The 19336-nt window shown below is 71.4% G+C and carries 31 protein-coding genes; 22 read left to right on the forward strand and 9 right to left on the reverse strand.

Annotated features, from left to right (window positions below; all coding sequences use genetic code 11):
* The 4 genes from ACFQRF_RS23770 to ACFQRF_RS23785 all read right to left on the reverse strand — a co-directional run.
* On the reverse strand, window positions 1-600 hold a 600-nt coding region (locus ACFQRF_RS23770), incomplete at its 3' end, for an MFS transporter (protein ID WP_379873404.1).
* A gap of 142 nt (window positions 601-742) precedes the next feature.
* Window positions 743-1051 carry a hypothetical protein gene (locus ACFQRF_RS23775; protein ID WP_379873405.1) on the reverse strand — a complete coding sequence of 103 codons (309 nt, stop codon included), beginning with the start codon at window positions 1049-1051 and terminating at the stop codon, window positions 743-745.
* Between the two features lie 262 nt (window positions 1052-1313).
* On the reverse strand, window positions 1314-1685 hold the full coding sequence (locus ACFQRF_RS23780) for a hypothetical protein (protein WP_379873406.1): 372 nt from the start codon (window positions 1683-1685) through the stop codon (window positions 1314-1316).
* A 225-nt stretch (window positions 1686-1910) separates the two neighbouring features.
* Entirely contained in the window at window positions 1911-2471 is a 561-nt protein-coding gene (locus ACFQRF_RS23785; RefSeq protein ID WP_379873407.1) for a pyridoxamine 5'-phosphate oxidase family protein, read from the reverse strand.
* Between the two features lie 595 nt (window positions 2472-3066).
* Between ACFQRF_RS23785 and ACFQRF_RS23790 the strand changes: the two genes are divergently transcribed.
* Entirely contained in the window at window positions 3067-3534 is a 468-nt protein-coding gene (locus ACFQRF_RS23790) for an SUKH-3 domain-containing protein (RefSeq protein ID WP_379873408.1), read from the forward strand.
* Between the two features lie 52 nt (window positions 3535-3586).
* On the opposite strand, the gene ACFQRF_RS23795 is transcribed toward ACFQRF_RS23790, so the two are convergent.
* The gene (locus ACFQRF_RS23795) at window positions 3587-4435 is read right to left on the reverse strand and encodes an NmrA family NAD(P)-binding protein (protein ID WP_379873409.1); all 849 of its coding nucleotides are present in this window, start codon (window positions 4433-4435) and stop codon (window positions 3587-3589) included.
* An 80-nt stretch (window positions 4436-4515) separates the two neighbouring features.
* On the opposite strand from ACFQRF_RS23795, the gene ACFQRF_RS23800 reads away from it, so the two are divergent.
* Entirely contained in the window at window positions 4516-5463 is a 948-nt protein-coding gene (locus ACFQRF_RS23800; protein ID WP_379873410.1) for an AraC family transcriptional regulator, read from the forward strand.
* Window positions 5464-5678: 215 nt separating this feature from the next.
* The gene (locus ACFQRF_RS23805; RefSeq protein WP_379873411.1) at window positions 5679-6326 is read left to right on the forward strand and encodes a hypothetical protein; all 648 of its coding nucleotides are present in this window, start codon (window positions 5679-5681) and stop codon (window positions 6324-6326) included.
* Between the two features lie 39 nt (window positions 6327-6365).
* On the opposite strand, the gene ACFQRF_RS23810 is transcribed toward ACFQRF_RS23805, so the two are convergent.
* A complete protein-coding gene (locus ACFQRF_RS23810) occupies window positions 6366-7229 on the reverse strand; it encodes an NAD(P)H-binding protein (protein WP_379873412.1) in 864 nt (287 codons plus the stop codon).
* A gap of 326 nt (window positions 7230-7555) precedes the next feature.
* Between ACFQRF_RS23810 and ACFQRF_RS23815 the strand changes: the two genes are divergently transcribed.
* The gene (locus ACFQRF_RS23815; RefSeq protein WP_379873413.1) at window positions 7556-9088 is read left to right on the forward strand and encodes a recombinase family protein; all 1533 of its coding nucleotides are present in this window, start codon (window positions 7556-7558) and stop codon (window positions 9086-9088) included.
* A gap of 57 nt (window positions 9089-9145) precedes the next feature.
* Here ACFQRF_RS23815 and ACFQRF_RS23820 read toward each other — a convergent pair whose 3' ends face one another.
* Entirely contained in the window at window positions 9146-9466 is a 321-nt protein-coding gene (locus ACFQRF_RS23820; RefSeq protein ID WP_379873414.1) for a hypothetical protein, read from the reverse strand.
* A gap of 106 nt (window positions 9467-9572) precedes the next feature.
* On the reverse strand, window positions 9573-10040 hold the full coding sequence (locus ACFQRF_RS23825; protein WP_379873415.1) for a hypothetical protein: 468 nt from the start codon (window positions 10038-10040) through the stop codon (window positions 9573-9575).
* 201 nt (window positions 10041-10241) lie between these two features.
* On the opposite strand from ACFQRF_RS23825, the gene ACFQRF_RS23830 reads away from it, so the two are divergent.
* The 16 genes from ACFQRF_RS23830 (at window position 10242) to ACFQRF_RS23905 (ending at window position 18448) form a co-directional block, all read left to right on the forward strand.
* A complete protein-coding gene (locus ACFQRF_RS23830; RefSeq protein ID WP_379873416.1) occupies window positions 10242-10502 on the forward strand; it encodes a helix-turn-helix domain-containing protein in 261 nt (86 codons plus the stop codon).
* A 17-nt stretch (window positions 10503-10519) separates the two neighbouring features.
* A complete protein-coding gene (locus ACFQRF_RS23835; protein ID WP_379873417.1) occupies window positions 10520-10747 on the forward strand; it encodes a hypothetical protein in 228 nt (75 codons plus the stop codon).
* Window positions 10748-10831: 84 nt separating this feature from the next.
* Window positions 10832-11092, forward strand: coding sequence for a hypothetical protein (locus ACFQRF_RS23840; RefSeq protein WP_379873418.1), 261 nt, complete (start codon window positions 10832-10834; stop codon window positions 11090-11092).
* Complete coding sequence (locus ACFQRF_RS23845; protein ID WP_379873419.1) at window positions 11089-11292, forward strand: hypothetical protein; 204 nt, start codon at window positions 11089-11091, stop codon at window positions 11290-11292. The genes ACFQRF_RS23840 and ACFQRF_RS23845 overlap by 4 nt, the downstream gene beginning before the upstream one ends.
* Window positions 11289-11543: a hypothetical protein gene (locus ACFQRF_RS23850; RefSeq protein ID WP_379873420.1), complete on the forward strand. Its 255-nt coding sequence runs from the start codon at window positions 11289-11291 to the stop codon at window positions 11541-11543. Before ACFQRF_RS23845 ends, ACFQRF_RS23850 begins: the two co-directional genes overlap by 4 nt.
* 32 nt (window positions 11544-11575) lie before the next feature.
* Window positions 11576-11848 (forward strand): WhiB family transcriptional regulator, encoded by a 273-nt coding sequence (locus tag ACFQRF_RS23855; protein ID WP_379873605.1) that lies wholly within the window; start codon window positions 11576-11578, stop codon window positions 11846-11848.
* The gene (locus ACFQRF_RS23860) at window positions 11845-12015 is read left to right on the forward strand and encodes a hypothetical protein (protein ID WP_379873421.1); all 171 of its coding nucleotides are present in this window, start codon (window positions 11845-11847) and stop codon (window positions 12013-12015) included. Before ACFQRF_RS23855 ends, ACFQRF_RS23860 begins: the two co-directional genes overlap by 4 nt.
* Before the next feature lie 82 nt (window positions 12016-12097).
* Window positions 12098-13579 (forward strand): DNA cytosine methyltransferase, encoded by a 1482-nt coding sequence (locus ACFQRF_RS23865; protein ID WP_379873422.1) that lies wholly within the window; start codon window positions 12098-12100, stop codon window positions 13577-13579.
* A gap of 344 nt (window positions 13580-13923) precedes the next feature.
* Entirely contained in the window at window positions 13924-14841 is a 918-nt protein-coding gene (locus ACFQRF_RS23870; RefSeq protein ID WP_379873423.1) for a YqaJ viral recombinase family nuclease, read from the forward strand.
* A 6-nt stretch (window positions 14842-14847) separates the two neighbouring features.
* The gene (locus ACFQRF_RS23875; protein ID WP_379873424.1) at window positions 14848-15690 is read left to right on the forward strand and encodes a recombinase RecT; all 843 of its coding nucleotides are present in this window, start codon (window positions 14848-14850) and stop codon (window positions 15688-15690) included.
* Window positions 15691-15740: 50 nt separating this feature from the next.
* Window positions 15741-15866: a hypothetical protein gene (locus ACFQRF_RS23880; RefSeq protein WP_379873425.1), complete on the forward strand. Its 126-nt coding sequence runs from the start codon at window positions 15741-15743 to the stop codon at window positions 15864-15866.
* On the forward strand, window positions 15866-16180 hold the full coding sequence (locus ACFQRF_RS23885) for a hypothetical protein (RefSeq protein WP_379873426.1): 315 nt from the start codon (window positions 15866-15868) through the stop codon (window positions 16178-16180). The genes ACFQRF_RS23880 and ACFQRF_RS23885 overlap by 1 nt, the downstream gene beginning before the upstream one ends.
* 57 nt (window positions 16181-16237) lie before the next feature.
* A complete protein-coding gene (locus tag ACFQRF_RS23890; protein WP_379873427.1) occupies window positions 16238-16798 on the forward strand; it encodes a hypothetical protein in 561 nt (186 codons plus the stop codon).
* On the forward strand, window positions 16795-17175 hold the full coding sequence (locus ACFQRF_RS23895; protein WP_379873428.1) for a hypothetical protein: 381 nt from the start codon (window positions 16795-16797) through the stop codon (window positions 17173-17175). Before ACFQRF_RS23890 ends, ACFQRF_RS23895 begins: the two co-directional genes overlap by 4 nt.
* An 83-nt stretch (window positions 17176-17258) precedes the next feature.
* Window positions 17259-17987: a hypothetical protein gene (locus ACFQRF_RS23900; protein WP_379873429.1), complete on the forward strand. Its 729-nt coding sequence runs from the start codon at window positions 17259-17261 to the stop codon at window positions 17985-17987.
* Window positions 17984-18448, forward strand: a complete 465-nt coding sequence (locus tag ACFQRF_RS23905) for a hypothetical protein (protein WP_379873430.1) — start codon at window positions 17984-17986, stop codon at window positions 18446-18448. The genes ACFQRF_RS23900 and ACFQRF_RS23905 overlap by 4 nt, the downstream gene beginning before the upstream one ends.
* 56 nt (window positions 18449-18504) lie before the next feature.
* On the opposite strand, the gene ACFQRF_RS23910 is transcribed toward ACFQRF_RS23905, so the two are convergent.
* A complete protein-coding gene (locus tag ACFQRF_RS23910) occupies window positions 18505-18681 on the reverse strand; it encodes a hypothetical protein (protein ID WP_379873431.1) in 177 nt (58 codons plus the stop codon).
* A gap of 108 nt (window positions 18682-18789) precedes the next feature.
* On the opposite strand from ACFQRF_RS23910, the gene ACFQRF_RS23915 reads away from it, so the two are divergent.
* Together ACFQRF_RS23915 and ACFQRF_RS23920 are read left to right on the forward strand one after the other, a co-directional pair.
* Window positions 18790-19122, forward strand: a complete 333-nt coding sequence (locus ACFQRF_RS23915) for a DUF6011 domain-containing protein (RefSeq protein WP_379873432.1) — start codon at window positions 18790-18792, stop codon at window positions 19120-19122.
* A gap of 15 nt (window positions 19123-19137) precedes the next feature.
* Complete coding sequence (locus tag ACFQRF_RS23920) at window positions 19138-19335, forward strand: hypothetical protein (RefSeq protein WP_379873433.1); 198 nt, start codon at window positions 19138-19140, stop codon at window positions 19333-19335.
* Window position 19336 lies beyond the last annotated feature (1 nt).

The following is a 19336-nucleotide window of genomic DNA, read 5'->3' on the forward strand; positions in this document are numbered from 1 at the left end:
CTGGCCGCGGGCGAGCGCGCCCAGTTCGGCGCGCAGCGTCGCGCCGGGCCGCGGCGGCTGTGCGGGGACCAGGCGGGCCACCGCCGCCAGGGTGATGAGCCCTACCGCGGTGACGATCCAGAACGCGGCGCGCCAGCCGAACTGCTGCGCGGCCAGGGTGGTGAGCGGGACACCGACGATGTTGGCGACGGTGAGCCCGGCGATGACCAGGGAGATGGCCTGCGCCCGCTTGGTGGCGGGCACGAGGGAGGCGGCGACGACCGAGCCGACGCCGAAGAACGTGCCGTGCGGGAGCGCGGTGAGCACCCGCGCGGCGACCAGGACCTCGAAGGTGGGGGCGAGCGCGGCGGCCAGGTTGCCGGCGGTGTAGAGGCCCATGAGGGCGAGCAGCAGCCGCTTGCGGTCGACGCGGGCGCCGAGCGCGGTGAGCAGTGGCGCTCCGATGACCACGCCGACGGCGTAGCCGGAGATGATGTAGCCGCCGAGGGGGATGGAGACGCCGAACGCCTCGGCGACATCCGGCAAGATGCCCATTGCGGCGAATTCGGTGGTCCCGAACCCGAAGGTGCCGATGGCCAGGGCGAGCAGGGCGATGGGCACGAGGCGGCTCCCAGCGCGGTCGGAGGCGGAAGGGGATCGGCGCGGGGGATGACCCGGGCACCTTCCAGCCAACACCGCGACCTGCCCGATTTCATTCTGGTTCCGGGGGTTTCGTGGTGTGAGAGCGCTCTCGTTGCCGCCGTCACGCGGCGTGCAGTTCGCCGCGCGGCGCTGGGCGGGGCGCGGCGAGCGGCCTCGCCGGTGGGCTGGTCCCAGGTCGAGGCGGGGACGTAGCGGGGACGTACCTGCCGGCCCGGGCGCGGAACCGCGCGCCGTACGCCTCCTCGACCTCCTCGCGGAGGGCGTCGGCGTCCTCCGGCGGGGTCGGCCCGAAGTTCCGGTACGGCCAGGCGAGGAAGTCGCCGCACCGCCACGGCGCGTAGCAGGCCCCGGAGCCGGTGGCGCGGGCGAAGGGGATGAAGCGCGAAAGGAAGTCGGGGTGGCCGGCCACGCGTGCAGGCCGGTGTTCCCGTCGTACTCCTTCGGCCAGAACCCCTCCGCGTGGCCGAGAGCGAGCCCGTCCGGGAACTCCTTGAGCAGGTCGAGTTCGGGACGGGGGAGAAGGGGTGTCGTTCACGGGGTGGCTCCGCGCCGGTGCGGGGGCCGGCGCGCCGTGCGGCGAGGCCAGCGGGGCCCGGTGACGGAGGGGAGCCGGACGGAGTCGGGGCCGGGCCGCGCACCGCGGCCCGGCCCCGACTCCGGCGGCGGATCCGTCAGTAGACCTGCGGGGTGTACTGCGGCGCGGCGAAGGTGCCGCCCGTGGAGAACTGCATGCTCCGGCCGCTGGGGATGCTGTAGAGGCCGGTCGCCTTGTGGCGTCCGCCGGCGTTGGTGATCTCCACGTAGAAGCTCTCGCCGCCGTCGGTGCTCACGCTGGTGCACTGGCCGGAGCCGACGGCGAAGGTGGAGAAACCGCCGCGGCCCGGGAAGTACGCGCTGGCGGTGTAGCCGGAGCCCACGTTGCAGAGCCGGAAGGTGCCCGCGGCGGCGGCGGGGGAGGCGGCGGCGACCGAGACGCCGAGGGTGAGGAGCAGGCCGATGACCAGTGATGAGGCGATCGCCCTGCCTCTGCGCAGTGCGGGCATGTGCGTCTCCAAGACTTGGGGGCGCGGCCTGGCCACGCGGGGCCGGGCCGCGCCGGGGGAGTGTGACGCGCTGCAGTCAACCACACACCACCGACCGAAAACAGGGATTCGCGTGGGTTTCCTGTCGTCTTTCTGTGGTCTTGGTTGGTCTTGCCTGGTGAGGTGCGCCGCCCGGTGTGACCGGCGCGCCCGGATGGCCGGAGTCGGCCTTTTTCCGCGGCGCGCTCAGCTCGCTGCGCCGGCCCCGGGAAGACCGTCGATGCTCTCGGCGTTGCGGGTCCGCCAGTAGGCGGCGAAATACTCCGGATCCCGGCGCTCGTGCGACCGGTCCAGGACGTCGCGGTGGCCGCTCAGGTCCATCAGCGGCACCGAGTACCCGCAGGAGTCGGAGATCCGCCGCACGTCCACCACGATGATCGAGCGCTGGCCCAGTGTGCGCTCCTTGGCGAAGTGCGGGCGCAGCTCGGCGAACTCCGCGTCGGCGGGGCGCACCACACGGCCCTGTCCGTGCAGCCGCACGATCTTCGGCGGCCCGCCGAAGGCGCAGAACATCAGGACGATGCGCCCGTTCTCCGCCAGATGCGCGATGGTCTCCGTCCCCGAGCCGGTGTAGTCGAGGTAGCCGACGCGGTGGTCGTCCAGCACCGCGAACGTGCCGGCCATGCCCTTGGGAGAGACGTTGACGTGGCCGTCGGCGCTCAGCGGAGCGGTGCCGACGAAGAACACCGGCTGGTCGAGCAGGAACGCGGCGAGGCGGTCGTCGATGCGGGGGTACACCTTGGCCATGGCCGCCAGTGTGCCACTTCGGGGGCTCGGCGCGGTGCCGCCACCGGGCCGGTACCGGTGCCGTGGGGTCGGCGCGCGCCGCCGGTCGGCGGCGTGGCCGGGTCAGGGTCCCTCCTTGTGGGATGGCCCGTGCCCGGCCCGTCCCCTCATCGAGCCGCGCGCCCGCTCAATGCCCGCGACGGGGAACCGGATCCACCGGTAGACCGGCGGCGCCCGCCGGACGTTCGCCCCGACGTCCGGCCGCATCGTGCCGTTCGACCACGGCATCGAGGAGTGGCTGCGGTACGGCGGGTCCCGGGATTCCAGGCTGATCCTCGCCCACGCCGAGCGGATACCCTGAGCGCGTCGCGGAGACCGTCAACGCCGAGGGCCCCCGGGCGCTGGTTGCGGGTGACCGGCGACTTCGGGCACACCGGCGGCCCCGCGATGCGGGACGCGGTCCTGGAGACGGTCGCGCGGTCCGGGCACGCCACGGCGTATGGACGCCGGGTCCCGGCGCGACCGTGGCCCCGGGATCGTTCCGCTCGACGTCCAGGAGTCTCGGCGACCGCTGGAACAGGATGTCCCGCCCGGACGGCGCGGAGGGAGGACCGTGGTGAGCGAGGGGCGGTCCGGACGCGGCTGGTCTGCGCGGACCGAGGCGCGGTTGCGCGCCGCCGGCTGGTATCCGGGGCGGCGCGTCGACGTCGGGCCGTGGGTGGCGTGGCTGCGCGAGCGCGGCGGGTTCGTCCCGCACCCGGCGGCCCGTGCGTTCCTGCGGGAGTTCGGCGGTCTGGCGTCGCCGTACGCCGGCCCGGGGCGGAACATGGCGCGGTCGGAGTTCCGATTCGATCCGGCCGTCGCCGAGTACGACGACGAGATCTTCTCCTGCTTCTCCCGCGGCGTCTCCGGGCGCCTGTACCCGCTGGGCGGCACCGACCGGGGCAACCGCTACCTCGCCATGGACGAGGCCGGTGCGGTGTTCTCCCTCATGGACAGCAACACGGTGCTCGGCCGCACCGCCGAGGAGGCGCTCGACAACCTGTGCGAGGGAGTCCACCGCTACCCGGTGTGGTGGGACTGACCGTGTGGTGCGGGCGGCGGCCCCGGGCCGGACGGCCGCCCGCACGGTTCGCTCAACCGCGGCCCGGCGACGGTTCCCGCCAGGCGCCGGCCGCCGCCGCGGCCTCCGCGTAGCGGGTGAAGTCCACCGGCTCGCGTCCCAGCACCTGCCGCACCCCGTCGGACAGCGGCGCGTTGTGGCCCTGCCGGATGTCGTCCAGCATCGTGGTGACCACGGCGGCGGCCTCCGCCGGCCAGCCCTGACGGCCGAGTTCGGCGGTGAACGCCGCCGCGTCCACGTGGGCGTACCGCGCCGCCGGTCCGCCGGCGCGGGCGATCTCGGCGAGCGCCTCGGCGACGGTCAGCGCCCGCGGGCCGGTGAGGTCGTAGTGGCGTCCGTCATGGCCGTCCTCGGTGAGGACGGCCGCGGCGACGGCGGCGATGTCCTCGGCGTCGATGAACGGCACCGCGCCGTCGCCGGTCGGCAGCCGGAGTTCGCCGGCCAGGACGCCCCGGCGGAAGAAGTCCTCGGTGAAGTTCTGCGCGAACCAGTCGGGGCGGAGCATGGTCCAGCCGGTACCGGCGTCGCGCACGGCCCGCTCGATGGCCTGGTAGTGCCCGTACGCCGGTGCGTCCACGCTGCGGAAGGACAGCAGCACGAGGCGCTCGGCGCCGCGGGCCGCCGCGCGCCGGGCGAAGGCGCGGACGGTCTCGGGGGCGTCCGCCGTGCCGGGTTCCACCAGGTAGACGGCGCGGACGCCGCGCAGGGCGGCGTCCCATGTGGCGTCGTCGTGCCAGTCGAAGCGCTGCTCGGTGGAGCGGGAGACGGCCCGCACCGCGGCGCCGCGCTCGCGCAGGTGCGCGGCGACCCGGCGGCCGGTCTTGCCGGTGCCGCCCAGGACGAGGATGGGGTGCTCTGTCATGGCTTCAGTCAACCGCCGCCCGGTGAGACGGTCTATGGCCGTGGCTCTCACGCGCATGTCCGGGCGTCTAGCATGCCGGTGTGGACGTGCTCGCGGAACTCCTGCACGGCGCGCGGGCGCGCGGGGCGCTCATCGGGCGGAGCGTTCTGTCGCCGCCGTGGGCGCTGCGCCTGGCCGCCGGTGCCGCGCTCACCGTGGTGACGCCGCTGCGCGGCCGCGCGTGGGTGGTGCCGGACGGCGGCGGAGCGGTGCGCCTGGGAACGGGGGACGTGGCGGTCGTGCGCGGGCCGGGGCCGTTCACCCTCGCCGATCCTCCTGCCACCCCGCCACGGACCGTGGCGCACGATGCGGAGCACCGAACCGCCTCCGGTGGGGTGGCCGCCGGAGCGGAACCGGAGCGGGACGGGCTCGCCCGCCAGGACGGGGAGTCCGGGGCGGCGCTGCTGCTCACGGGCGGGTACCGGGTTCGCGGGCACGTCAACGAGCGGCTGCTGTCCGCGCTGCCCGCGGTGGTCACGGTCGCCGAGAATGAGGCGGACTGCCCGCTGACCGAGCAGATCGCCGCGGAGGTCGTCCGGGACGGGCCGGGCCGGCAGGTGATCCTGGACCGGCTGCTGGACCTGCTCCTGATGTTCACGCTGCGCACGTGGTTCGCCCGCGCCGGAACGCAGGCACCGCCGTGGTACCGGGCGCTGGGCGACCCGGTGGCCGGGCCGGCGCTGCGGGCGCTGCACGACGCGCCGGCCCGGCAGTGGACGGTGGCGTCGCTGGCGGAGGTGGCGGGAGTGTCGCGGGCGACGATGGCCCGCCGCTTCACCGCGCTGGTCGGCACGCCGCCGATGACCTACCTCGCGGACTGGCGGGTCTGCCTGGCGGCCGACCTGCTCGCCGACACCACCGAGACGATCGACTCCATCGCCCGGCGGGTCGGTTACGCGAACGCCTTCGCGCTGAGCGTCGCCTTCAAGCGGGTGCGCGGCGTCAGCCCGAGTGAGCACCGGGCGCACGCGGCGGTGGCGGCCGGGTGAGCGGGTGAGCGGGGAGCGCGGGCGGCCGAATCCGGCCACGCCGCTGCGGAACGGGCCGAAGGCTCCCGGCGTCGAAACCCCGGCCACCGGCCGCGGAGAACGCGAATCTCCCTGATCCGAACAGGAGCGCGGATGACGGCAGCGACCCCCGCCGGATGTGACCGGCACGGAACCGGGCGGCCGGCACGGCCCGCCGTCACCGGGGACGGCGCCCGATGAGCCAGCCCGCGCGTCCCGATCCCGCCGAAGTGCGTCCGCGCCGCCTGTGGTTCTGGATCGGCGGTCTCGTCATCGTCCTCGGAGTCGTGGGCGCGGTCGTGGCGCTCTTCGTCGGCGCCTTCCGCACCACGGCCGCCGATCCGCCCGTCGTGGGGTTCCGCGCCGGCGAGGAGGCGGCCTTCACCGCGGAGAGCGGGAACACCGACTCCGACACCTGGCGGCTCTACGCGGACCGCGAGCTGTCCTTCGATGAGGTGGAGCGGGCCTGCGCGGTCACCGGTGAGGCGGGCGACGTCGTGATCCGCGCGCCCGGCTACACCAGCACCACCACGGTCAACGGGGTGTCGCGGGTCCTGGTCGCCGAGATCGGCATCACCGAGCCGGGCGGGTACACGATCGCGTGCGCGGCGGACTCCGGCGCCGCCTTCAGCGTGTCCTACGGCGCCGGTGCCGCCACCGTGGTCTTCGGCATCCTGGGCACGCTGGGGTCGGTGTTCCTGTTCCTGATCTCGGGGCTGGTCATCGGCATCGTGCTGATCGTGACCACCGCGGTGCGGCGCGGCGGCCACCGCCGCCGGCTCGCGGCCGAGCGCGCCCGCTGGGGCGGCGGACCCGGGATGCCGCCGGGCGCCCCCCACATGTGACAGCGCGGGGCACCGCCGTAGCACGGCCGCTCGCCCCGGTCAGCGGAAGTCGTCGGCGTGGTCGCGGGCCCACTCGGCGAATGTGCGCGCGGGGCGGCCGGTGACGGCCTGGACGGTGCCGGTCACCTGGCCGGCGGCGCCCTTCGTCATGGCGGAGTGCGCGTTCAGGATGCCGTCCACCACGTTCTCCGGCCAGCCGGCCGCCACCATGTCGGCGCGCGCCTCTTCCGGGGGCTGTTCCACGAAGCGCGTGGGGCGGCCGATCGCCTCGCCGATGAGCCGGACCTGCTCGGCCTGGGTGAGCGGCGCGGGGCCGGTGAGGATGTGGGTGGCCTCGCTGTGGCCGTCGTCGAGGAGGGCGCGGACGGCCACGGCCGCGATGTCGGCCTCGTGGATCAGCGCCCGGGAGGCCGTGCCGAACGGGGCCCGCACCACGCCGGTGGCGCGGATCTGTCCGGCCCACTGCAGGGCGTTGGCGGCGAAGCCGCCGGCGCGCAGGAACGTCCAGTCCAGGCCGGTGGCGCGCACCATGCGCTCGATGTCGGCGTGGAAGGCGTTGATGGGGTCGGCCTGCTCGGGGAGGTCGTCCCGCACGCCGGAGGAGGACAGGTAGACCAGCCGTTCGGTGTGCCCGGCGACGCGCTCCAGGACCGCCGGGGCGGCCTCGGCGGTGAGGAACGGCCAGACCAGGAACACCGCGCCGGCTCCGTCGAGCGCCTCCCGCAGGGTGGCGGGCTCCGACAGGTCGCCGCGGTATCCGGCGACGCCGTCGGGCAGGCCGGCGGTGGCGGGGTCGCGGGTGAGGGCCCGCACGGGGACGCCCTCCGCCAGCAGTCGTGTCACGACGTGCCGGCCGACGTTGCCGGTGGCACCGGTGACCAGCACCGGCGTTCGGTCGCTCATGGGCGTTTCCTTTCCGACGGTCCGCCGTTGTGGCGGCTCGGGGGAACGGTAGAAGTTCGAGTTAAGCCGAGGTCAATCGGCGGGAATCCCGAAGGGAGCGTGACGCCGCGCACTGTTGACCTCGACTTTGCTTGAGGTTTTAGGCTCTCCACCGGAGCACCCGGCCCCGGACACCGGCCGCGGCGGTTCCCCTCTCTCCGGGCGGCCGTGGGGTTCGGCCGTCCCCGACCCGCTCTGCGACGGAAGCCGGTGATGCGACGTGTCCATGGAAGTGGCCGCGTGCGACACCATTCTATACACATACTCTTTCTGTCTATGATGGATTCGTGTCAGCCGAGCTTGAACTCCTGAAACGCATGCGCGGCCCGCGGCCCCGCATGCTCGCCTACCTGCGTGTCTCCACTGACAAGCGCGACAAGCGCTCCGTCAACCAACAGGAGGCCGGTGCTCGCCGTACCGCCGACCACGAGGGATGGGATCTCGCCGGCGTCTACGTCGACAACGACCGATCAGCCTCCGAGTACGCCACCCAGGAACGCGAAGACTGGAAGCGGCTCATGGCCGACATCGAGGCCGGGGCTGGCGAGGTGGTCTGGGGTTGGGAGATCGCCCGGTGGACGCGGGAGCGCGACGTCTGGGCGGCGCTGGTCTCGGCCGCCAAGAAGCAGGGGATGTTCTTCCATGTCGGCGGCAAGCTGTATGACACGCAGAACGGCCAGGACATGTTCTTCCTGGACATCATGCTGGCGAAATCTGTCGCGGAGGTGGAGGACACGCGTCGCCGCATCCTCCGCGACGTGTCTTCCAACGCGGAATCCGGTTCACCCCACGGCGTCGCTGGCTACGGGTTCGAGCGGATCTATCACCCGAAGACCGGAAACCTCGTCCGCCAGGTTGTAAGGCAGGAGGAGGCGAAGATCGTCCGGGAGATCGCGGAGCGGTATCTAGCCGGGGAGACAATGAAGTCGATCGCCTCCGACCTCAACCGCCGCGGCATCCCGAACGCGAGCGGACACGTGGCGGGGGAACCGGTGCCGCACCCGAAAACCAAGAAACTGCACCCCGCCATGGGGTGGAGTTCCATGGTGATCCGGCAGCTGCTGCTGAGGCCGGCACTCATGGGCAAACGCATCCACCGGGGCCAGATCATTTCGGAGGGCGGATGGGAACCCATCCTCGATGAAGGGATGTGGTGGGCGATCCAGGCTCGGCTCGCCCAGAACCAGAGCTCGTCGGACACCACCGCCCAATACCTGTTGTCGGGGATCGCCATATGCGGTGTGTGCGGGGCGCGGATGTACAAGATCCAGCGATCCGGCAAGGGGAGGAAGGCGGTGTACTGCTGCCGCGGCCTGTACCCAGGCGCGCCGATCGGGTGCGTGTCTCGCAGCCTCGAAGCACTGGACTCCCATGTGGAGGAAGGCGTGATCGAGCGGTTCTCTGACCCGGATGTGCTGACAGCGTTCACGAGCGAAGCGGTGTCGCCGGAGCAAGTGAAGGCGGCTCACGCCCAGTTGACGCAGATGCGCGCGGAGTTGGATGCGCTGTACGACGACGTCCGCGCCGACCGGGTGTCGCGCATGATGGCGCAGGCGGACGAGGAGCGCATCAAGCGAAAGATCGCGGAGGCGGAGAAGTTGGCGCGCCCGCGCGCGATCGAGCCTCTCGCTGTTGCGTTGGCTGCTCCAGATGATCCGGATCTGGTCGAGCGAACGTGGCGAGGGTGGACGCTGGAGCAGCAGCGCGCCGGCCTGCGGGCGTTCACTAAATGGATCAAGGTCCTCCGCGTTGGGCGGACGGGGCCGCGGAAGCTGTCGGCGGAGGAGTCGGTCGCGATCAAGTGGGTGGGGGAGGGCTGATCCTGCGTAAAACATTGGCCGCCCGGTTGGAGGAGCCGGGCGGCCATCGTTTTGCGCCTATGCCGCTAGTGCGATCTGTGACGGGACGAGAGCCTGTACGGCCCGGAGGTCCGGGTGGTACATCTCCAGCGGGTGGACGCCGGGAGGGATCCCTGCCGCCTGGCAGTAGATGGCGTATTCCGTGTCCGTCAGCTTCCCCATTATCTCTTCGACCAGCTCCCGAGTGCTGATCCACATGCGGATCAGTACCAGCGTTTCGCTGGCGTCGGGCGTGCGGTGCACCGCGATTAGGGCCGAGGGGGACCTCAATTCGGGCACGACGAGTGCCTGGAGGTCGGGGATGGGCGCGCAGTATTGACTTGTGACTGGCTGGGACACTTTCCCTCCTCTTGGAGGGGGATGCCCGGTCGGAGATCACACGATAGCGGGCATGGGTGGGAAGATCCAGACCCTAATTGAAGATTGGCGTGACCGAATCTCGTGGTCACTTAGCGTTACGAAGGATGGCCGCCGTAGCCTCCATTGCTTGCCTCATCGCTCGCTCTACGACGTTCGGTGGCCAGTCAGCCGGGAAGTCCTCTTGATGGACTCGCATTCCTGACCGCATCTCATAGAGGATCACGCGGCGGCCCCGGGGATTCGTCTGCACCCCTGAAACTGCGCGGAAGCTGTACTTCTCATCGTCCTCCTGTTCGACAACGCCGGCCCCAGTCAGAGCCGCCTCCTCGGCAGGAGTTGGGTCGCCCCCCTCCAGAACCGCCTGGACGCTTCCCGGGGTCCAGCGGTAGGCGTACTCCACCTGCGTCAGCCAGCCCTTGCGATAGTTCTCGCGCCTTGCCTTCTCTAGGTCCGAGAGCGTCCGAGGACTCAGCCCGACATCGCGTGCGAAAACTGTGCGATCTCGCCATTCCGGCCGTAGTTCTGATCGTCGCGCGACCAGCAGCTTTGCCAATCGTCGCCAGTGCTCCATCGCGGACGCTCCATCCATCAGTTGGCAACGATAGGCAATCCTACGGCACTCATGCCGCCCGTCCCGTCCTGGGACGGCAAGAAGTGCCAATGAGGGAAGTAAGGTCTGGCGAACGTAGCCTAATGCGTGGCAAGTTTACGCATTTGCTTGACGATGCGTGGCAAAGATTGGCAACATGAAGTCATGCCGAGCACCGATGACATCCGGGTCGACGGCGCACGACTAGCCCACCTCCGCAAGCGGAGACGCTGGTCGCTCGCCCACCTGGGACAGCAGGTCGGGCGCAGCCCCGGCTACCTCAGCCGCATCGAGAACGGGAAACGAGATCCCTCCTGGGAGCTCGTGGAACGCCTCGCGGAGGCACTGGAGGTCCCAGCAACGGACTTCGTCGCCGCAGCTCCCACCTACTTGATGGAGGAGACGTGTCGAACGCGGGCGATCTGAGGGAGACGGTTCTCCGCATGGCGACGGTCCGCCGCCTCATCGAGAAGCGGTGTGCACTGACCGGCCGCCCGCGCGAGGTGTACGAGCAGTACCTCACCCGGCCGCCGCGACCCGGCACCACCTGGGAGGACGCCCTCTACTGGCGGATCGGGAGCCTTGCCGCTGGCCGGCTCCCGGCGGATCTGCACCAGGTGCTCTGCCACATGGTCGCCAGCGTGCGCGACCGCGAAACTCCAGCCGCCTGACGCCCCCCTCATGAAGCGAGCCCCCGCCGGGCCAACGGCGGAGGCTCTCGGCCCCAACCCACCCGTTCAGAAAGGACAGGGCCAGTGACCATTATCCACACCCCGCCGACGGCTAGTCGATCCGTGATCCCGGCCGGCCCCGCCGAGTACGACGTCCACATCGTGGGCATCGACGGCCTGCCGCGGCTCGACCTCTACTCCGGGTCCACTCCGGTCTCCTCGATCACCATCTCTGATGGTGACCCGCAGGACATGCTCGCCACAGCCGAGGCGCTGCTCGCGGGCGTCCAGGAGATGCGGGACCACCTGCAGCACCTCGTGGACCTGGCCGGAGGTGCGCGGTGAAGAACCCCTTCTCTGCCAAGACCCCGGCCGAGTGGCTGGAGGCCCGCTACGAGCGGACCGCCGAGCTGGCCGCCCGCGAGCAGGAGCTGATGAAGAAGATTGCCCGAGCGAAGTACGGCTCGGCCGGCGACCTCGCCGCCGCTGGGCGCGACCTGCGGGCTCTCTACCAGGAGCTGAAGGACCTGGGAGGCCAGCCGTGACCCCTAAACCGCAGACCCTCGACGACCTGCTCGCGAACACCGTCGAGTACCTCCTCTACGCGAGCGAGCGCGCCGAGACCCGGGAGACGAGCGACGATGCCGCCTACGTGCGCGGCGCCCTGTGGGCTGCACGAGAGTCGTTGAAGCAGGCCATCTACCGGTTCGAGGAAGAGGAGGTCGCGGCCCGCGACCTCGAACTTGCCTTGGCGGACGTGACCGCCCCCGGCGACCTGCTGGGGGGTGCGTCGTGAGGATCCAGTCACCCCCCACCGGCACGCCCCGCATCGCCTCCGGTGACCGCTACCGGTGGCAGGACGACGCAGCGTGCCGGGACGCGGACACCGACCTGTTCTTCACCCCGGGCTACGAGTCCGTGGCCAAGGAGATCTGCGCTCTCTGCCCTGTCCGCGCCGAATGTCTCGACTACGCGATCTCGCGTCCCGAGAAGTACGGCACGTGGGGCGGCCTGCACGAGCAGGAGCTCGCCGACGAGCGCCGCCGCCGGTCGAAGCGCGCCTCCATCGCGAAGGCCAAGGCCCGGAAGGAGGCGGCGTGAGCAAGGACGACGCGAAGCACCGCAAGCTCCGCGAGCAGCGCGACGAGGCGTGGCAGATCGCGAACTGGGTGCGGGACGAACTCGCGCCTCACGTCTCCAACGAGGAGCGGCACCGGGTGGACCGGGTGGACAGGGCGCTCCGCCGAAAGCAGGGGCGCGACCGGTGATCGCCCTGCTCGTCGTGATGGTCGCGTCCGGCCTGCTGGGCGCGGCCGTCCTCTCCCTCACCACCCCCAAGGAGGGCAACCGATGATCACCCTGACTGACCTGTTCTGCGGGGCCGGCGGATCCAGCACGGGCGCCGTCCAGGTGCCCGGCGTGTCAGTGGTCATGGCCGCCAACCACTGGAAACTGGCCGTAGAAACCCACAACACCAACCACCCCGAAGCTCGCCACGACTGCGCTGACCTGTCCCAGGTCGACCCGCGCCGGTACCCCCGAACCGACGTCGGATGGTTCTCCCCGTCCTGCACGAACCACTCCATCGCGAAGGGCGTGCGGCGCTCCGACCAGCAACCGGACCTGTTCGGCGAGATCCTGCCCGACGAGGCGGCCGAGCGCAGCAGGGCGACCATGTGGGACGTGGTGCGGTTCGCCGAACACCACCGGTACCGCGCGGTCATCGTCGAGAACGTCGTGGACGCCCGGGAGTGGGTGCTGTGGCCAGCCTGGTCGGCCGCGCTGACCGCGCTCGGCTACGAGTTCCGACTGGTCTCGCTGAACTCGATGCACGCCCAGGCACTCGGACCGGGTGCACCGCAGTCCCGCGACCGGCTGTACGTGGTGGCGTGGCGGTCCAGGGAGCGTGCGCCGGACCTGGACAAGTGGACCCGGCCGCACGCTGAGTGCCCTACCCACGGCCCTGTGCGCGCGATCCAGTCGTGGCGACGCGAGGGCCGCACGGTCGGCAAGTACCGCTCCCAGTACGTGTGGCGGTGCCCCCGCATCGAATGCCGCAACGCCGAGGTCGAACCCGCGGTGCGCCCGGCGGCGGACGCGATCGACTGGACGCTGCCCGCCACGCGGATCGGTGATCGGACGAAGCCTCTCGCTGAGAAGACGATGAAGCGCATCCGGGAGGGGTTCGATGCCTACGCCCGGCCGCTGATGGTCCCGGCCGGCGGTACGTGGAACGACACCGCGTACCCGGTCGATGTGCCGATGCGAACCCGCACCACGCGAGAGAACGAGGGCGTGGCGGCGCCACCGCTGATCGTGCCCGTGGAAGGGCGCGAGGGAAAGCGTGCCCGGCCGGCCAGCGAGCCGCTGCGGACCTGCACCGCGCGCAACGAGACCGGGGTGACCGTGCCGCCCTACGTGGTGGAACTGCGCGGCGGCGGTTCGAGGCACCGGCCCGTGTCCGAGCCCCTGGCCACGGTGTGCGCGAGCGGTAACCACCACGGGCTGACGGTGCCGGACCTGATCGCTCCGTACTACGGCAACGGCGCCGCCCGGCCCGCAGGCGAGCCGCTGCCGACCGTCACCACGGTCGACCGGCACTCCCTGATCCGCGGCGGGCGCGCAACGTCGGTTGAGGACCTCGGGTTCAGGATGCTCACGCCGGACGAGTACCGGGCGGCCATGGAGTTCCCCGCGGGCTACGTCCTGCTCGGCAACAAACGCGAGCGGGTACGCATGGCCGGCAACGCGGTCACTCCGCCTGCCGCCCGCGATCTGGTCGCCGCCGTGACCGAGGCCATCACCGGCCAGGACATCGACCTGGCCGCATGAACCCCGTGCTGGCCGTACCGCCACGTGCTGCGGCCGGCACGGCACCAACCTGGCCGCCCCGTCGCGAGGGGCACGGGGCGGCCCTCCCAACCGCATCCCCGAGAGGGACACATGATCACGACCTACGCGTTGTGCCCGTACTGCGGGTCGACGATCCAGTGCCGCCAGGACGGCAAAATCCGCGAACACTACAGCCCCGACCCTGCCTACCCCGCCATTCTCCGGTGCGCCCGCGGCGTCGGCGCGGACACCTCCGAATGGCCGTCTCGCGTAGACGAGGCGGGTCGCACCGTTCACTACCACCCCGGCGTCTCCCAGCCGGGACGCCTCGAAGGGGTGGCGCCGTGACCGCCCCCATCGCCTCTGCCGCTCGTCTGCTGGGTGACTGGGAGCCGCGCTCGCCGGAGTGGCACGCCGCTCGCGCCACCCGCCTTGGTGGTTCGGAGATCGCCGCCGTCCTCGGCCTCAGCCCGTGGGAGTCGCGGTTCAGCCTGTGGCACCGCAAGCGCGGGCTGGCCGGCGAGCAGGAGGAGAACGCCCCCATGTCGTGGGGGCGCCGCCTGGAGACTCCGATCGCTGAGGCGTTCGCCGAGTACCACCCCGAACTGGTGGTCACCTCCGCCGGAACCTACGTGTCCACGGTCCGCGACTACCAGCTCGCCAACCCCGACCGGCTCCTCTACGACCCGGCGTGCCCCGGCGTCCCGACCGCTCTCCTGGAGGTCAAGACCGCCCGGGACGACCTGGGGTGGGGCGCGCCGGGCACGGACGAGATCCCCGTCTACTACCGGTGCCAGGTGCTGTGGTACCTGGACGCGCTCGGTCTGACGCGCGCCTACGTCGCGGTGCTGATCTCCGGTTCGGACTACCGCGAGTACGTGGTCGACATCAACCCGGACGACGAAGCCGTCCAGGTCGAGATCGCGACCCTGGGCACCGAGGGTGACCTGTTCATGCGGTCGGTCCGTGACGGGGTCCGTCCGGACATCGACGGCTCGACCGCCACCTACCAGACCATCCGCCAGTTGCCCGACGGCGTGGTCGACGAGGACGTCGAGATCCCCGCCGGACTCGCCGAGGACTACCTGTCCGCACTCGACACCTACACGGCGGCGAAGGCCGAGAAGCAGCGGCTCGCCGGCGAGGTCCTCGACCGGATCGGCGACGGCCGCCGCGCCGCGGTCGCCGGAGAACGGATCGCCACCCGCGTGGTGAACGCCGACGGGACCACCAAGTGCCTCAAGCCCGCACGGAAGAAGTGAAGACCGATGACCGAGACCGTCACCAACGCCGTCGCCCAGCGCGACAACTCCCCGGCCACGATGATCACCACCTACAAGGCCGATCTCGCCCAGGTCATGCCGTCCCACGTCAAGCCCGACCAGTGGGTGCGGCTGGCGGTCGGCGTGATCCGCCGCGACCCGAAGCTCGCCCAGGCCGCCGCGAACAACCCGGCAGCCTTCATGGGTGCGCTGATGGACGCCGCCCAGAAGGGCCTCACGCCGGGCACCCCCGAGTTCTACCTGACCCCGCGCAAGCGAAAGGGGCGCCTGGAGGTGCAGGGCATCACCGGGTGGCAGGGGCTCGTGGAGCTGATGCACCGGGCCGGCGCGATCTCCTCGGTGGTCGCCGAGGTCGTGCACGAGCACGACCAGTTCCGGTACGTGCCGGGGCGGATGGACCGGCCGGAGCACGAGATCGACTGGGATGCCCCTGACCGCGGTCGGATGCGGCTGGTCTATGCCTACGCGGTGATGAAGGACGGCGCCGTGTCCAAGGTGGTCGTCCTGAACCGGGCGCAGATCGACAAGATCAAGGCCCAGTCCGACGGCGCAGACTCCGACTTCTCTCCGTGGAGGAAGTGGGAGGAGTCCATGTGGCTCAAGAGTGCCGTGCGTCAGCTCGCGAAGTGGATCCCCACTTCCTCTGAGTACCGCCGCGAGCAGCTCCGCGCAGCGCAGGAGGTCGCGGCCGAGCAGCGTCACTCTGCTGCTCCGGAGCCGCCGCCGGCCGGGGTGGACGCGACCACTGGCGAGGTTGTGGACGAGGTCATCGAGGGCGAGATCGTCGACGACTGGCCGCCCACTGCCACCCCGCCTGACTCCCACTGACCCCTTGCGGGGCGTCCGTCGTGGCGCCCCGCCTCTCCTGGAGGACCCCCGTGGACTGGATCCGTATCCCGCGGCCGTATGAGCCCGGCGACATCCGGCTCATCAACCCATTCCTGACCCCCGACTGGGCCGACCACATCGTCTGGCCCGACGACGACACCCCCGAGGAGAACTGATGCCCGACGTATCCATGCAGCCGAAACTCACCGACGACGCACGGAAGGCGGTCGCTGCTTACGCCAGCGCACTGTTCCGGGGCTATGGCACTGGCGAGCAGTGGCTGATCGTGGCCGCGGTCAGCCCGGGCGGCCGTAGCGAGAAGCAGAAGACGAAGGACGACGAGGAGTACAGCGAGGAGAAGGTGCAGCTCCGCGTCGATGACCTGGAGGTCGTGACGGGCCCGCACGCCGACGCCGCCCGCAAGGCCCTGGACGCCGCCCGCTACGAGCGCCTCACCGCCGGGACCCTCCTGGAAGACCTGACCGGCTGAACCACCCCAGGGCGCCCGACCGGTGCCGGGCGCCCCCTCCCCCCTGAGGAGAAAGCGATGTCTACCTACAGCGTCCCCGCGCCCGCCGGCGTGTCCGAGCGCGAGTGGTTCCTGTTGAACCTCATGGACGTGCTCGAAAGTGACGCGCTGGCCTACGGCTGGGATGTCCAGCACGTCTGCTGGAAGGTCAAGGGTCGCGGGCCACGGAACATGATCGTGTGCGAGCCGCCCACCGACCACGCGGCCCAGCGCGAGGGCGAGCGCGTGTTCGCCCACTTCCGCCGGGTCGGCGGGCGTGAGGGCGTGCACCTGCCCTCCCACATCGCTGTGGCCGGTGAGGACCTGGAGGTCTCCACCGAAGAGGAAATCGTCCAGGCGTTCGCCCGGCTGCGGGCGTGGTTCGCTCGGTGGCCCCGCGTGGTCGCCGAACCCCTGTCGGTGCCGGAGATGATCACCACCGGCGAAGTGCAGTGGATCTCGGTCGACCACCCGCTCCCGGGCGTGGTGCAGATCAACGACTACCGGTCCGGCGGCAGGCCGCTTCCTGACCGAACGACTCCCCCCATCGAGGCCGCCGACGAGGTTGCCCGCCAGACCATCCCCAAGGAGACGCCGTGACCGCCCCGCCTGAGACGCGCACCGCCGTGATCAAGCTGCCGGTGCTACCGCTGCTGAACTCGAATCAGCGCCTGCACTGGGCCGTCCGAGCACGTCGGACCAAGGTCATCCGCGAGACCGCCGCGCTGGTGACCTGGTCCAAACGGCTCGCACCCATGTCCAAAGTCGCGATCACCGCAGTCATCCACCCGAAGACGAGCCGCAGGTTCGACCCCCACAACCTGCAGCCGACCGTGAAGGCCGCGATCGACGGACTCGTCGACGCCGGGCTTGTCGCCGACGACGACTCCTCGCGAGTCGTGTCCGTGGCCTTCATCGCCGGAGCGAAGGACCCGGCCGGCGCGTGGGTCGAACTGGTCGTGCGGGAGGTGCCGTGATGGCGCCCCCACCAAGACGGCGCGGCCGAACGTGCGGCACGCAGAGCGCATACGAGGCTGGATGCCGGTGCACCCCGTGCAGGGTGGCGCGGTCCCGCTATGAGAAGCGCCGCCGGGTGCTGATCGGCACCGGGCGGTGGCAGCCGTGGGGCGACCTCGACGAAGTACGCGCGCACCTGCGACGCCTGCAAGCCGCAGGTGTGGGCGCCCATCGGGTCGCAGAGGAGGCCGGGATTGCTCACGCCACGGTGTTCCACCTGCTCAACCACGCCGGGGCAGTCTCCGCTGAGGTCGCCCGGCGGCTACTCGCCGTCGAGCTGGATCCGCTGCCCGATGCGAAGGTGTGCGCGGACGGGACCCGCCGCCGACTGCAGGCCCTCGGCGCGCTCGGCTACTCCGCCGCCGCGCTCGAAGAGGAGCATGGGCTGCCGCGGAGCGTGACGGCGCGGGTGACGAGCAGTGCGCGGCTGGTGGCCGCGCGGACCGCCGCACGGGTCACGGACATCTACGCGGAGCTGTCCAGTCGTCCGGCGCCGGAGAGCCGGTCGGCGTCCCGGACCCGCGGCTGGGCGCGCAAGCAGGGGTGGCTGCCGCCGGCCGCGCACGAGGAAGACCTCCTCGACCTTCCGGAGGAGGAGTACTGGGCGGCCGTTGAGCATCGGGCGTCGCTCATGTCCGACACGGAGGCGATCCGCTGCCGACGGGCGCTCGCCGAGGGGGACCGGTCGCCGCTGATCGTGGCCGGGGCGCGGGAGTGGAGACGGCGTCACCGTGCGCGCCGGCGCGCGGCCGACGAGGCGGTGGCCGCGTGAACCCCAACCGGCATGACCCGATCGGCGTCCCGCTGCTGGCCGACGCCGTCGCCTTGACGGTTCCTCTCCACATCGCGGAGCTGCGTGCCCACGTGGCACGGCCCGATCTCGTTAGGCGGCGGGAGGAGGTGCTGACGGCAATCGCGGCCCGCGCGGGCGTGGACTTCGGCCACAGTGGCGACCAGCTGCTGTTCCGACCCGAGAGCGCCGCTGGTCGTCGGGGCGCTTCCATCGGCGGGACCGCGCTGGCGCGAGGGATCGCCGCCGCCTGCTTGCTCAATGCGGGCGGGGTGGAGGCGCTGGGGCGGCACTGGTGCGCCGGACCGCACGAGGGGTGCCCGGCCGCGCGGCCGGTCGACGGCGAGCCCATGTCGTGGGACGAAGCGGGGGCCCGCATCACTGCGCTGCTGGACGCTTTCGAGGCGCTCCTCGACGGCGAATCCTCCCCGGAGGCGGCGTGACTGTCCGCGGGCACACCGAAGACCGGCCCCACGCGGGGCCGGTCGGAGGCATGTGGTCAGGAGGCCGTCGGGCGTTCGGGGAGCTTCGCGCCGCGTTCGCGGACGTACCAGCGGATGAACTCCCGGACGACCTCGGCACGGCTGCGGTCGCCGGCGAGTTCGCCGAATCGGTCCCACAGGTCCTGGTCGACCCGGATGGGTCGGTGGGGGGTGTGCTTGTCGGTGGCGGTCATGCGGACATCGTAACTGTGGATATCCAGATTCTCCAGGAAACCCCTTGCGGTGGATATCCACAGTGGCTAGTCTGTGGATATCCACGATGGATATCCACGGAGGTCTTGATGACCCGCTGCCGCTACTGCAACCGCCCCCTCCGCTCCGCCCGCTCGATCGCGCTCGGCTATGGCCCCACCTGCCGCGCCCGCGCGCTCGCCGAAGCCCGCGCCAAGGTGATCGCCCAGCACAAGCCGACCACCATCGAGCGCGCACAGGAGCTCATCGAGGACGGCGGGATCGTCCCCCTGCGGGGCAACCGCGTCTGGCGGGTCGTCTCCACGGACGGCTCCACCACCCACAAGACCGCCGGGCAGGTGCACGCCTGGACGGCGGGCCTCCGTGGCCGCCACACCTGCTACCACCGCGTCGCCGCGCAGCTCGTCGCTCTCGCGGCCTGACCAGGAAGGACCCCTATGAACATCCGTGAAATCCGGCGTCGGGTCGAGCACATCGACTCGATCAGCGGGGACGACGAGGTCGCGCACTACGAGGAGGACGAGCTGCACCGGGACGTGCTGGAGGCGATCGCCGACGGTGCCCCGAACGGCGCAGACCTCGCCCGCGAGGCGCTGCGCACCCGCGGCATCAGGTTCGACCGCTACTACGCCTGAG

It is taken from the genome of Marinactinospora rubrisoli, from assembly GCF_042664915.1.
GTDB classification, from domain to species: domain Bacteria; phylum Actinomycetota; class Actinomycetes; order Streptosporangiales; family Streptosporangiaceae; genus Marinitenerispora; species Marinitenerispora rubrisoli.

What these genes read in the sequence shown, in the direction of transcription:
- ACFQRF_RS23780 (WP_379873406.1), bottom strand. Translation starts at nt 1,685, where the DNA reads ATGCCCGCACTGCGCAGAGGCAGGGCGATCGCCTCATCACTGGTCATC.
- ACFQRF_RS23785 (WP_379873407.1), bottom strand. Translation starts at nt 2,471, where the DNA reads ATGGCCAAGGTGTACCCCCGCATCGACGACCGCCTCGCCGCGTTCCTG.
- ACFQRF_RS23795 (WP_379873409.1), bottom strand. Translation starts at nt 4,435, where the DNA reads ATGACAGAGCACCCCATCCTCGTCCTGGGCGGCACCGGCAAGACCGGC.
- ACFQRF_RS23805 (WP_379873411.1), top strand. Translation starts at nt 5,679, where the DNA reads ATGAGCCAGCCCGCGCGTCCCGATCCCGCCGAAGTGCGTCCGCGCCGC.
- ACFQRF_RS23810 (WP_379873412.1), bottom strand. Translation starts at nt 7,229, where the DNA reads ATGAGCGACCGAACGCCGGTGCTGGTCACCGGTGCCACCGGCAACGTC.
- ACFQRF_RS23830 (WP_379873416.1), top strand. Translation starts at nt 10,242, where the DNA reads ATGCCGAGCACCGATGACATCCGGGTCGACGGCGCACGACTAGCCCAC.
- ACFQRF_RS23835 (WP_379873417.1), top strand. Translation starts at nt 10,520, where the DNA reads ATGGCGACGGTCCGCCGCCTCATCGAGAAGCGGTGTGCACTGACCGGC.
- ACFQRF_RS23865 (WP_379873422.1), top strand. Translation starts at nt 12,098, where the DNA reads ATGATCACCCTGACTGACCTGTTCTGCGGGGCCGGCGGATCCAGCACG.
- ACFQRF_RS23875 (WP_379873424.1), top strand. Translation starts at nt 14,848, where the DNA reads ATGACCGAGACCGTCACCAACGCCGTCGCCCAGCGCGACAACTCCCCG.
- ACFQRF_RS23885 (WP_379873426.1), top strand. Translation starts at nt 15,866, where the DNA reads ATGCCCGACGTATCCATGCAGCCGAAACTCACCGACGACGCACGGAAG.
- ACFQRF_RS23890 (WP_379873427.1), top strand. Translation starts at nt 16,238, where the DNA reads ATGTCTACCTACAGCGTCCCCGCGCCCGCCGGCGTGTCCGAGCGCGAG.
- ACFQRF_RS23910 (WP_379873431.1), bottom strand. Translation starts at nt 18,681, where the DNA reads ATGACCGCCACCGACAAGCACACCCCCCACCGACCCATCCGGGTCGAC.
- ACFQRF_RS23915 (WP_379873432.1), top strand. Translation starts at nt 18,790, where the DNA reads ATGACCCGCTGCCGCTACTGCAACCGCCCCCTCCGCTCCGCCCGCTCG.
- ACFQRF_RS23920 (WP_379873433.1), top strand. Translation starts at nt 19,138, where the DNA reads ATGAACATCCGTGAAATCCGGCGTCGGGTCGAGCACATCGACTCGATC.